Annotated in this window: 8 protein-coding genes and 1 pseudogene; 6 read left to right on the plus strand and 3 right to left on the minus strand. The window is 63.7% G+C overall.

Annotated features, from left to right (window positions below; genetic code table 11):
* Nucleotides 1-59: 59 nt before the first annotated feature.
* Complete coding sequence (locus AB4O16_RS13235) at nt 60-4,367, plus strand: DNA glycosylase AlkZ-like family protein (RefSeq protein ID WP_460157888.1); 4,308 nt, start codon at nt 60-62, stop codon at nt 4,365-4,367.
* Between the two features lie 145 nt (nt 4,368-4,512).
* Here AB4O16_RS13235 and AB4O16_RS13240 read toward each other — a convergent pair whose 3' ends face one another.
* A complete protein-coding gene (locus AB4O16_RS13240) occupies nt 4,513-6,636 on the minus strand; it encodes a mechanosensitive ion channel domain-containing protein (protein WP_460157889.1) in 2,124 nt (707 codons plus the stop codon).
* Nucleotides 6,637-6,822: 186 nt separating this feature from the next.
* Between AB4O16_RS13240 and AB4O16_RS13245 the strand changes: the two are divergent.
* From AB4O16_RS13245 to AB4O16_RS13265, 5 genes and pseudogenes are all read left to right on the plus strand, one after another.
* Nucleotides 6,823-7,017: pseudogene (locus AB4O16_RS13245) on the plus strand (MFS transporter); the annotation flags it as partial.
* A 177-nt stretch (nt 7,018-7,194) separates the two neighbouring features.
* Entirely contained in the window at nt 7,195-7,332 is a 138-nt protein-coding gene (locus AB4O16_RS13250; protein WP_460157890.1) for a hypothetical protein, read from the plus strand.
* On the plus strand, nt 7,329-8,126 hold the full coding sequence (locus AB4O16_RS13255; RefSeq protein ID WP_460157891.1) for an endonuclease/exonuclease/phosphatase family protein: 798 nt from the start codon (nt 7,329-7,331) through the stop codon (nt 8,124-8,126). Before AB4O16_RS13250 ends, AB4O16_RS13255 begins: the two co-directional genes overlap by 4 nt.
* Nucleotides 8,123-9,415 (plus strand): cardiolipin synthase ClsB, encoded by a 1,293-nt coding sequence (gene clsB / locus AB4O16_RS13260; protein ID WP_460157892.1) that lies wholly within the window; start codon nt 8,123-8,125, stop codon nt 9,413-9,415. Before AB4O16_RS13255 ends, clsB begins: the two co-directional genes overlap by 4 nt.
* Nucleotides 9,402-10,388, plus strand: coding sequence for a lysylphosphatidylglycerol synthase domain-containing protein (locus AB4O16_RS13265; RefSeq protein ID WP_460157893.1), 987 nt, complete (start codon nt 9,402-9,404; stop codon nt 10,386-10,388). The genes clsB and AB4O16_RS13265 overlap by 14 nt, the downstream gene beginning before the upstream one ends.
* Nucleotides 10,389-10,511: 123 nt before the next feature.
* Here AB4O16_RS13265 and AB4O16_RS13270 read toward each other — a convergent pair whose 3' ends face one another.
* Together AB4O16_RS13270 and AB4O16_RS13275 are read right to left on the minus strand one after the other, a co-directional pair.
* Nucleotides 10,512-11,270: an alpha/beta hydrolase family protein gene (locus AB4O16_RS13270; protein ID WP_150716045.1), complete on the minus strand. Its 759-nt coding sequence runs from the start codon at nt 11,268-11,270 to the stop codon at nt 10,512-10,514.
* The gene (locus AB4O16_RS13275; RefSeq protein WP_160390342.1) at nt 11,260-12,369 is read right to left on the minus strand and encodes a DUF3182 family protein; all 1,110 of its coding nucleotides are present in this window, start codon (nt 12,367-12,369) and stop codon (nt 11,260-11,262) included. The genes AB4O16_RS13270 and AB4O16_RS13275 overlap by 11 nt, the downstream gene beginning before the upstream one ends.
* Nucleotides 12,370-12,490: the final 121 nt, after the last annotated feature.

Consider the following 12,490-nt stretch of genomic DNA (forward strand, 5'->3'; position numbering starts at 1 on the left):
CAATGGAGATCCCCAAGTGGTACTTGCATCTTGGCCCACCCACCCGCATAACTTGCAGCATGAACCTGCCCATCCCCGCAGACAGTGCCCTGAGCGGCTTCCACCCTGCCGTCAGCGCCTGGTTCAGCCACACGTTCCCGGCGGTCACCGCCGCCCAGGCCCGGGCGTGGCCGTTGATCCGCCAGCGCCGTTCGACCCTGGTCGCCGCGCCCACCGGCTCCGGCAAGACCCTCACCGCCTTTCTCGCCGTCATCGACGACCTGGTGCATCGCGGCCTGGAAAACCCCGAGGGCCTGCCCGACGCCACCCTGGTGGTCTACGTCTCGCCGCTCAAGGCGCTGTCCAACGACATCCGGATCAACCTGCAAAACCCGTTGGCCGGGATTACCGAGCAATTGCGCGTGATGGGCCTGCCCGAGTTGCAGATCACCACCGCCGTACGCACCGGCGACACAACGCAAAAAGACCGCTCGGCGATGCGCAAGACGGCGCCGCACATTCTGGTGACCACGCCGGAATCCCTGTACGTGCTGCTCGGTTCCGATTCCGGTCGGCAGATGCTCGGCACCACACAAACGGTGATCATCGACGAAATCCATGCGATGGCCGCGAGCAAGCGCGGCAGCCATCTGGCCCTGAGCCTGGAACGCCTGCAGGCACTCTGCCCCGAGCCGCTGCTGCGCATCGGTCTGTCGGCCACGCAAAAACCCATTGAAGCCGTCTCGCGGTTCCTGGTCGGTCGCGACCGTCCGTGCGAGATCATCGACATCGGCCACGCCCGCCCCCGCGACCTGGACATCGAGGTGCCGCCCGTTCCGCTGTCGGCGGTGATGGCCAACGATGTCTGGGAACTGGTCTACGACCGCCTCGCCGCCCTCGCCCGCGAACACCGGACCACGCTGATTTTCGTCAACACCCGGCGCCTGGCCGAGCGCCTGAGCCGGCACCTGAGCGAACGCCTGGGCAAGGACGCCGTGGCGGCCCACCACGGCAGCCTGGCCAAGGAGTTTCGCCTGGATGCCGAGCAGCGACTCAAGCGCGGCGACCTGCAAGTGCTGATCGCCACGGCATCGCTGGAACTGGGGATCGACATCGGCGACGTCGACCTGGTGTGCCAGATCGCCTCGCCGCGTTCGATTGCCGGGTTTCTGCAACGGGTCGGCCGTTCCGGGCACCAGGTCGGCGGCACGCCCAAGGGCCGATTGTTCGCCACCACCCGCGACGACCTGATCGAATGCGCCGCGCTGCTCGACTGCGTGCGCCGGGGCGAACTCGACACCTTGCTGATCCCGCAAGCGCCGCTGGACGTGCTGGCGCAGCAGATCATCGCCGAGGTCAGTTGCCAGGAATGGCCGGAGCAAGCGCTGCTGGAGATGCTGCGTCGCGCCTCGCCCTACGCCGCACTCGACGACAAACATTACCAGGCGCTGCTGCACATGCTCGCCGAGGGCTACAACGGGCGCCAGGGTATGCGCAGCGCCTACCTGCACCGTGACGCCGTAAGCCGCACCCTGCGCGGTCGTCGGGGCGCGAAACTGACGGCGGTGACCAGTGGCGGGACCATTCCGGACAACGCCGACTACGCCGTGCTGCTGGAGCCTCAAGGGCTGAACATCGGCACCATCAACGAAGACTTCGCAGTGGAGAGCATCGCCGGGGACATCTTCCAGCTGGGCAACACGTCCTATCGGATCCTGCGCGTGGAAACCGGCAAGGTGCGGGTCGAGGATGCCCAGGGCCAGCCGCCGACCATTCCGTTCTGGCTCGGTGAAGCACCGGGGCGCAGCGCCGAATTGTCCTCGGCGGTGGCGCGCTTGCAGGCGCAACTCGATGACCTGCTGGGCGCCACACCAGGCCACTTGCAGCCCGCACTCGACTGGCTGACCGAGACCCTGGGCCTGAACCTCGCCAGTGCCGAGCAACTGGTGGATTACCTGGCCCGTGCGCGGCAAGCACTGGGCGCCCTGCCCTCGCAAGACACGTTGTTGATGGAGCGTTTTTTCGACGAATCCGGCGGCACCCAACTGGTCATTCACACGCCGTTCGGCAGCCGCATCAACCGCGCCTGGGGCCTGGCCCTGCGCAAGCGTTTCTGTCGTACCTTCAACTTCGAATTGCAGGCCGCCGCCAGCGAAGACGCCATCGTGCTGTCGCTGTCCACCAGCCACAGTTTTGAACTGGACGACGTCTGGCGCTACCTGCACAGCAACAGCGCCGAGCACATCCTGGTCCAGGCCGTGCTCGACGCGCCGCTGTTCGGCGTGCGCTGGCGCTGGAATGCCGGCGTAGCGCTGGCCCTGCCACGCTACAGCGGCGGGCGAAAAGTGCCGCCGCAGATCCAGCGGATGAAAAGCGAAGACCTGATCGCCAGTGTGTTTCCCGATCAGATCGCCTGCGTGGAGAACCTCGCCGGCGAACGGGAGATTCCCGACCACCCACTGGTGGAGCAAACTCTCGACGATTGCCTGCACGAAGCCATGGACACCGAAGGCTGGCTGGTCTTGTTGCGGCGCATGGAGCGCGGCGACATCCGCCTGATCAGCCGCGACTTGCCGGCGCCCTCGCCACTGGCCGCGGAGATTCTCAGTGCCCGACCCTATACCTTTCTCGACGACGCGCCGCTGGAGGAACGCCGCACCCAAGCCGTACTCAACCGGCGCTGGAGCGACCCGCAATCCACCGACGACCTCGGCGCGCTGGACGCCGAGGCGATTGCCGCCGTGCGCGACGAAGCCTGGCCGGCACCCGGCAATATCGATGAAATGCACGAGGCCTTGATGAGCCTGGCATGCATCACCGATGCCGAGGCCGGCGCCAACCCACAGTGGCTCGACTGGCTCAGGACCCTGGCCGACAGTGGACGCGCCAGCCGTTTGCGGATCAACGCCGGGCAATCGCTGTGGCTGCCACTGGAGCGCCTGACCTGCCTGCAGGCGATTTATCCACAGGCCGAATGGGCTCCCCCGCTGCAAGCCCTGCCGGGATTCGATGAAGCCTGGGAACCTGACGAAGCCGTTCTTGAACTGATCCGCGCGCGGCTCAGCGCCTTCGGACCACTCGCGCTCGATCGGATTGCCGAACCGCTCGCCTTGCCCGCTACGCAGGTCAACCAGGCCCTGGCGCAGCTGGAGCGCGAAGGCTACGTACTGCGCGGCCGCTTCACCCCGGGCACCGCCCAGGAAGAATGGTGCGAGCGGCATTTGCTGGCGCGAATCCACCGCTATACGGTCAAGCGCCTGCGTCGGGAAATCGAACCGGTGGCGCTGCAGGATTTCATGCGTTTCCTGTTCGACTGGCAGCATGTGTCGAGTGCAAGCCAGGGCCAGGGCGCGGCGGTATTACCTGCCATCATCGCGCAATTCGAAGGCTACCCCGCCGCCGCTTCAGCCTGGGACAGTGACATCCTGCCAGCGCGAATCAAAGACTACTCGGCGACCTGGCTGGATGAGTTGTGCCGCAGCGGCAGACTGGTGTGGACGCGCCTGACGGCGCCCCACAAAACCGCCGGCACTGCGCTGCGCAGCACGCCGATTGTGTTGCTGGCACGCAACCGGGTCGGTCTATGGAGCGATTTGACCGAACAGACGCCGGTCAGCGAACTGTCGCCGAAAACGCAAAAAGTCCAGGCCGCCCTCAGCCAGCACGGCGCGCTGTTTTTCGACGAGTTGATCCATGAAGCCCACCTGCTGCGTTCGGAGCTGGAAATCGCCCTGCAGGAACTGGTGGGCGCGGGGCTGGTGAACGCCGACAGCTTTGCCGGGTTGCGCGCCCTGATCACCCCGGCCAGCAAGCGCCAGCCGCGCAACAGTCGGCGTGGGCGCGGGGCATTCATCGGCGGCATGGATGACGCCGGGCGCTGGGCCCTGCTGCGACGCACACCTGCCGCGCCCGTGGTGGAAAACCGGCAGACGCCTGCCGAAACCCTGGAACACATCGCCATGACCCTGCTGCGCCGCTACGGCGTGGTGTTCTGGCGCTTGCTGGAACGTGAGGCGGACTGGCTGCCGAGTTGGCGCGAACTGCTGCGCACTTTCCATCGCCTGGAGGCACGCGGCGAGATTCGCGGCGGGCGGTTTGTCAGTGGCCTGGCGGGCGAACAGTTTGCGTTGCCGGAAGCGATTCCCTTGCTGCGCGAGGTGCGGCGTCGGCCCCATGACGGCAGCCTGGTCGCGGTGTGCGGGGTCGATCCGCTGAACCTCGCCGGTACGCTATTGCCCGGCGTGAAAGTCCCGGCACTCGCGAGCAATCGGCTGGTGTTCCGCGACGGGCTGCCGGTGGCGGCCGAGATTGCCGGCAAGCAGCAGTTCTGGGGTGAACTGGATCAGCAACTCAGTGCCGAGGTGCGCAACAAACTGATCCGGCACTGAGGTTGCCTGGTCTGGCGCCTTCGCGGGCAAGCCCGCTCCCACAGTGAGCTGTGTCGTTCACAAATTCTGTGCTCACAAAAAAATCTGTGGGAGCGGGCTTGCCCGCGATGAGGCCATCTCAGCCTCCGAAGATTTCCTTGTCGACTTACTGAGACCGCGGCCGATCAGGCATCAACACCGCCGAATGATCAGGCTCAACCTCGGGCGGCGCTTCGACCGGATACCTCGGTACCAGCGCCTGCTGTGGATAAGTCTGCGCGAAATGCACCCATGGGGAGTTATCCACAAGCTTTTTCAAACGCTGGTTGAAAGCCCGGCTCACCGCATACTGACCACCGGACACCGTGCGGAATTGCGCGGTCAGCACCACGCCGTTGAGGTCCATCCTGTCGACGCCGAACACATCCAGCGGTCCTTGCAGGTTGTAGCGCAGGAACGGATCGCTGCTGATTGAATGCCCCGCTTCGCGGATCAGTTCGATGGCCTTGTCGACATCGGTGTCATAGGTGAATTGCACCGAGAAAAACGCGTAGGCGAATTGCCGTGATTGGTTGGTCACGGCCTTGATCTGCCCGAACGGTACCGAGTGCACGAAGCCCTTGCCGTCGCGCAGGCGCAAGGTGCGGATGGTCAGGCCCTCGACCGTGCCGGCATGCCCGGAGTCGAGCACCACCCAGTCGCCGATGGACAGGGTGTCCTCGATAATGATGAACAGCCCGGTAATCACGTCCTGCACCAGTTGCTGAGAACCGAAACCGATGGCCAGGCCAATGACCCCGGCACCGGCCAGGAACGGCGCGACGTTGATGCCCAGGTTGGCCATGGTGGTGATCGCGCAGATCACCACCAGGATGATTTTGATCGCGTTGCGCAGCAACGGCAGGATGGTTTTCACCCGCGTGCTCGGCTGGCGCGCCGAGCGTTTGTTGGTCGGCGGTTTCAAGGCCTCCTGGATCGCCGTGTCGAGCAATACCCAGACCATCCAGGTCACCAGCAGGATCAGGCCGATGTGGCCCAGGGAATCACTGATCGCCCGGCCCACGGCATTGCTCACTGCGAATTCGAACAACGACACGCCCCAGATCCGCCCAAGGATGTCGATGAACACGATGGCCATGGCGATGCGCAGCAAGGCATGGGACAGATTGAGAAAGCGCTCCTTGTAGGCGCTGCTGCGGCGCAGATCCGCTTCGCTGCGCGCCTTGAACAGATGGTGCAGCGTGGTACTGAGAAACACCGTGGCAATCAGCAATACCGTGGTGAACAAGGCGCTGCGCAGGACTCTCTGGTTGTCTGCCCCGGCACCGATCAGGTTGATGATCGAGACCAGCACCATCAGTAGAATCGGCCAGTACCAGAGCCCGGAAAATATCCGCAGGGTCTCGCGCAATGCCGGTTGGCCGAGGCGTTGGGCCAGCGGCAGGATGCGGATGACCTGGGCGACCGGGCGACGCATGCGGATCACCAGCAAGCCGAAGGAAATCGACGCTGCCAACCCGGTGAACACGGCGATGCTGCTGGTGAGATTGCTGCCCAGTTGATGGGCGATCTGCGGGCTGGTCAGGGCATCGCTCAAGGCCACCAGAAAGCCGATAACGAACAAGGGGCGGGGACTCTTCTCGCGGATGATCTGCACCGCCCGCCGCTTGTGCCCGACATTGAACACCACCACCAGCGACAGCACCAATGACGCAGCGAATACCCCGGCGCTGGCGGCATAAGCCAGACACAGCGCCAGCGCCCGTCCCGCCGATATCGGCAAAAACTGGCTGGCATAGATGGTCAACGGCAGACTCACCACCGCCGCCAGGGTGTAGGGCAGCACGTAACCGAGCAACGCCTGGCCCCGTTCGCGGCTGAGCAGCAAACGGTGTTCACACAAGCGCCTGACGGTCAGCCGCCCAAGCAGCCAAAGCCCGGCAAACACGGCTGCCCACACGCAGGTCAGTATCAGGAAATCGCCGGCCACGCTCCACGGTGAACGGGCCGATGGCTGATTGACCAACTGATCCACTTCATCGGCCGCGCGATCGGCACGCAAGCGCCAGACGTCGACGAGGTTTTCGTTGAGATCGAGTTTGGTCTGCACCTCGTCGATGCTTGAACTGATGGCACCCAGCAAGCCGCCTTGTACCAGCGGTTCGGGGTGTGCCGGCGGCGTTGCGGCGGTCGAGGTGGCCGGCAGCCCGGGGATCGCGGCGGCCTCCAGTTGCTCGCTGCCCAGAAACAGCAGCGCTCCCAGCAATATCGCGGTCTTGAGCCTGATCAAAACACCCGCTCCTTTGGCTGTGTCGGTAAGGAACTGATCGGGAAATGCCGGGCAAGTTCGGACATTGCCCGCAGAAAGCAGAACGGTGACGCCGTCGTGGTGCGCAGACTAACACTCGCGCTCGCGACTTTTGCGTTCAAAGCAAAATGGTTGGCCTGTTACCCACCATTGGCGCCGACCTCGGCGCTGGCGTGGCAAGCACCGGGCTATAAGTCGTTGATCCTCGCACGGATCGTCACCGGCCTGGCTCACGGAGTGTTTTGCTCGATCGACTCGACCATCGCCACCAGTCTAGTGCCGAAGGAAAAAGCCGCCAGCGCGATCGCCATCATGCTCACCGGCCCAACGCCAATCATTGACGCTCACGGCCCCCCTGTAGGAGCCGGCTTGCCGGCGATGGCGGCGGCACAGTCGACATGGAGGTGACTGACACAGCGCTTTCGCCAGCAAGCCGGCTCCTACAGAACCGGCAAGGTGTACCGTCCGTACCGACGCCGAAACTTTCGCCACTGCCCCGTAGTCATCCCAAGACAGGGTAGGCAGACCGGAGAAGGCAACATGGCGGCGATTCATATCGGCATTTCAGGCTGGCGCCATGTGCCCTGGCGGGAAGTGTTCTGCTATTTCGATATGCACCTCGACAAAAACCTCGCCGCCGTCCCCGGCAAGCCTGCCGCCGAAGGTCTGTATCCATGAGCATTCCCGAGCCGGTCGGCGTCACGGATGAACAGACGCCCATCAACACGACGGTGCGCCGTTTCACGGTGCTGACGGTCAACACTCATAAGGGATTCACCGCGCTCAACCGGCGCTTCATCCTGCCGGAACTGCGTGAAGCGGTGCGCAGTGTGTCTGCCGACGTGGTGTTTTTGCAGGAGGTCCACGGCACCCACGAACAGCATCCCAAGCGCTACAACAACTGGCCGGCGATGCCGCAATACGAATTCCTCGCCGACACCCTGTGGCCGCAGTTCGCCTATGGTCGCAATGCGGTGTATCCCGCGGGCGATCACGGCAATGCGCTGCTGTCGAAATTCCAGATCATCCGCCACGACAACCTCGATGTGTCCATCAGCGGCCACGAGAACCGCGGGCTCCTGCATTGCGTGTTGCGCTTGCCCGGCGACGACCGGGAAGTGCATGCCATTTGCGTGCACCTGGGCTTGCGCGAAAGCCACCGCACGGCGCAATTGAAGTTGCTCGCCCAATGTCTTGGTGCCCTGCCCGAAGACACCCCGGTGATCGTCGCCGGGGACTTCAACGACTGGCGCCAGCGCGCCGATGTACTGCTCAGGCCCTGCGGTCTGCGCGAAGTCTTCGCCGCGCATCATGGCAAACCGGCGCGCAGTTTCCCCGCGCGCATGCCGGCATTGCGCCTGGACCGCATCTACGTGCGCAACCTCAAGGCCAGCCATCCGCAAGTGCTGTCCACCCGGCCCTGGTCGCACCTCTCCGACCATGTCCCGCTTTCGGTGGAGATCGAACTATGAGCAGCCAGTCGATGGAAAAGAACACGCTGGACCACATCCCCGCTCCACCCATCCGCGAGCCGACGACGGTCGATGTCGAATATGGCTGGCAAGGCAGCAATCGCGTCGAGTTGCTGGAAAATGGCGAAGCGTATTTTCCCCGGGTATTTGACGCCCTGCGCCAGGCGCAAAGTGAAATCCTGCTGGAAACCTTCATTCTGTTCGAGGACAAGGTGGGCAATGAGCTGCAACAGATCCTGATCGACGCCGCCAAGCGCGGTGTACGCACCACCGTCAGCCTCGACGGCTTTGGCTGCGGCGAATTGAGTACCGGGTTCCTCACCGCCATGACCGCAGCCGGCGTGCACCTGCAAATGTTCGACCCGGCACCCAAGCGCCTGGGCATCCGCACCAACTGGTTCCGGCGCCTGCACCGCAAGATAGTGGTGGTGGACGGCAGCATTGCGTTCATCGGCGGGATCAACTTTTCTGCCGATCACCTGGCCGACTTCGGCCCCGAGGCCAAGCAGGACTATTCCGTGGAGGTGCAAGGCCCGGCGGTGGCCGACATTCATCACTTTGCCCTGCTGCAATGCGGTCGGCCGGTGCGGGCCAAATACTGGTGGCAACGACGGCGGATACGGCGCTCGGAACTGGCCGTCAGCGATCACGATGGCCAGGTGCGGCTGGTGTACCGCGACAACGGCGAGCACCCGACCGACATCGAAGAGGTGTATCGCCAGGTGTTGCGCCAGGCACAGCGGCGGGTGGTGATCGCCAACGCCTACTTCTTTCCCGGTTTCCGCCTGCTGCGCGAGATCCGCAATGCGGCCCGTCGAGGCGTGGATGTGCGGCTGATCCTGCAAGGGCAACCGGACATGCTGGTGGCCAAGCTCGCCGCGCGCATGACCTACGATTACCTGCTCAAGTCCGGGGTAAAAATCTACGAATATTGCGACCGCCCGCTGCACGGCAAGGTCGCCCTGGTGGACGAGGACTGGAGCACCGTCGGCTCCAGCAATCTCGACCCGTTGAGCCTGTCGATGAACATGGAAGCCAACGTGCTGATCCGCGACCGTGGCTTCAATCGCCTGCTGTTCGACCGCCTGGAAGACCTCAGCGACAACCACTGCAAGGCCATGTCGTGCGACATCACGCCACGCGGGCGTGTCTGGCACATGACCATCGGTTTCCTGGTGTTCCACTTCCTGCGGCATTTTCCGGCGTGGGCCGGCTGGTTGCCGGCGCATAAGCCTCGTCTGAAACCCTTCACCCCTCCGATCGGGAGTGCTGACCATGGACCGCGCTGAGCCCCACTCGGAAACTCACGCCAAAAGCGCCGGGAAGTCGCACTGGAGCCGCTGGAAGCGACCACTGACGATGCTGTTTTTCCTGATGCTGATCGTGCTGTTCGCGACGCTCGCCCAGCGCCTCGAATGGAACGAAGTGTTCGATAACCTGGCCGATTTCAAGGTGCGCACGCTGATCATTGCATCGGGGCTGACCCTGTTGAGTTTTCTGGTGTACGCCTGCTTCGACCTGATTGGCCGCACCTACATCCGCCAGAACCTGACATGGAAGCAGATCCTGCCCGTGGGTATCATCAGCTATGCCTTCAACCTGAACCTGAGCGCCTGGGTCGGCGGCATCGCCATGCGTTACAGGCTGTATTCGCGGCTCGGGGTGAGCAAGAGCAACATCGCCAAAATCCTTGGCCTGAGCCTGGCGACCAACTGGTTCGGCTACATGGTCATTGCCGGCGCCGTGTTCAGCAGCGGCCTGGTGCGCATGCCGCCGGGCTGGAAGCTCAGCAGCAGCGCACTGCAAGGCGTAGGGGTTTTGCTATTGCTGCTGAGCGCCGGGTACCTGGCGGCGTGCCGGTTTGCCAAACGGCGGGAGTGGGCGATTCGCGGCATCGAGATTGATCTGCCGTCGCTACGCATGGCGGTGCTGCAACTGGCCCTCGGGGCCCTGAACTGGTCACTGATGGCAGCGGTGATTTTCACCTTGCTGCCGAGCAAGCTGGACTATCCACTGGTGCTTGGCGTGTTGTTGATCAGCGCCATCGCCGGGGTCATCACGCACATCCCGGCCGGGCTCGGCGTGCTCGAGGCGGTATTCGTTGCGCTGCTGCAACACGAGGTTTCGCGGGGTAGCCTGGTGGCGGGCCTGCTGGCCTATCGGGCGATTTACTTCATCCTGCCGCTGTTGATTACGCTGGTGATGTATTTGCTGGTGGAGGCCAAGGCCAAGTCATTGCGGATATCGAAAAAAACCAAGTGATGTTGTGCTGCCTGTGAGGACGCCATCGCGGGCAAGCCCGCTCCTACATAGATCGGTAGAGCACCCGAAGCCCCTGTGGGAGCGGGCTTGCCCGCGATGAGGCCCGCAAGAACACCCCCGATATCAGGATGATTGAATAATGCTCAACCGTTCCCCCACCACCATCTCGGTAATCCAGTCGACAAGGATCGAGGTGTACGCCTGCTGGGAAACCGGATCGCTCAAGGCATGGTCGGCGCCGTCGAGGATGCGGTGAGTCAGTGAATGCGTCTGCTGGCAGGCCGCCCGGTAGCTCATGATCGTCGCGTGGGGCACATAGTCGTCGGTCTCGGACTGCACCAGCAGGACATCCCCGGTGAACTGTGAGCAGGCATGCAAGGCCCGGTTGCTGTCGGCACGCACCAGGGTGCTTCGATAATCGCGCAGATCCAGCTTGTCCAGATCGCGTTTCGGCGCGTGCCATAGCTCGTCGCGATACAGCGCCGGCACCCGCAGCGCCAGCCAGCGCACCGGCCTGAGCGACGTCAGGATCGAGGCCAGGTACCCCCCGTAACTGGTGCCGACCACGGCAATCGCCGAGGTATCGAGGGCCGGGTGCGCGAGCAGGCGGTCATAGGCCGCCAGCAGGTCGCGCAGGTTGTCTTCGCGGGTCACCCGGGACAATGGAATGCCGGTGCCGCCGGTGTGCCCCCGCAGGTCGAAGGTCAGGCACACGCAACCCAGACCGGCGATGCCCTTGGCGCGTTCCAGGTCCCGCTCCTGGCTGCCGCCCCAACCGTGCACGAAGAGCACGCCGGGGACTTTCGATTTGGGGCTCAGAAAAGTCCCGCTCATCTGTTCGTTGTCGATGTCGATCTGAATGGATTCGCTTCTAGCCGTCATAGGATTTAACCGTTACGTACTTGAGGAGAAAGTCACTGCTCTGCGCCGGCCCGCGGTACACCTCGATGGCGTCTGCCGGCAGCGGTTGATCGATGTAGGTCTCCACCGAAGACACGCGGATCGCGCCCATCCCCGGATCGTTGACGAAACTCTGCAGGGCCGCCACTTCGGCGCTGCTGGCACCGCCCATGCGCCAGGATTGTTCGAGCACGCCGCTGCGCTGTTTGCCGTCGCTATCGATGCCCTGAGCGATGTCGTAGTTGCGCCGTGACGCATAGAACCGCGGATAGGCTTCATCCGCGGCGCTGTCGAACACCTGTGCCTGCCGGATAGCCACCCGCACGTCATCGGCCAGGTCCAGCTTGAGCAGATCGTCGTAGCCGCCCTGTACCACCAACAGGTTCGAGCCGCCATACACCTCTTCGCCCTCTGCATCCTTGGTCAAGTATTGATCACCGCAGTAACTCAGCACCCTGTCGCCGATGAAACTCTGGCCGACGCTGTGGGTGATCACTTGATCCAGGTCCTGCTCCAGCACCACGCCTTCGCTGAACAGCTTTTGGGCTTCGGGCCGGGCGAGTACTTCGTCGAACCGGTCGAGGCTGTCGATCACTTCCTGACCGCGCCCGGCGCAGGCGTGAATCGGCTTGAGGCGGATCGGGCCGGTATACAGCAGATGCTCCGCCGCCGGGCGTGCATCCTTCAGCGAGAACACACTGAGACCGTCGAGCACAACGCTGCGCACCCGCTCGGAAAACAACGGAGCCCAGCCTTGCGGCGCATGGGCGTTGTGGTTGAGCAAGCCATGGCTGATGGCTTTGGTGCAGATGAAATCGTGGTCGACATAACCGCCCCACAGATCCCCCGGCCCCTTGACCCCCAGTTGTCGGGCAGCTGCGGCGCCCACCAGGGTCTGGGTCGGCAACAGGTAGAGGTCGCGCCCCTCGTGTCGTTGCGGGTCGTAACTGCCGCCGTACTTGAGCCCCAGTATCTGCGCCAGCCAGCGAGCCAGCGCACGGTTGGTCTCGACTTCGTGCAGTGGCGCTTGGGCGAACACCGAATGGGCGACCACCAGTTTCTTGCGGTTTGTCGGGGTCATGCATCCCCCTTCCATCGACGCTTGATGAATGTAGCTGAAGGGGTGCAGGGATCAGGCCAAGGCCCTTTGCGGGGTAAGGCGATTTAAATCAGCCGGTTACGCAAAAAGTGATGGCATGGGG

The organism is Pseudomonas sp. S2_H10 (genome assembly GCF_054668285.1).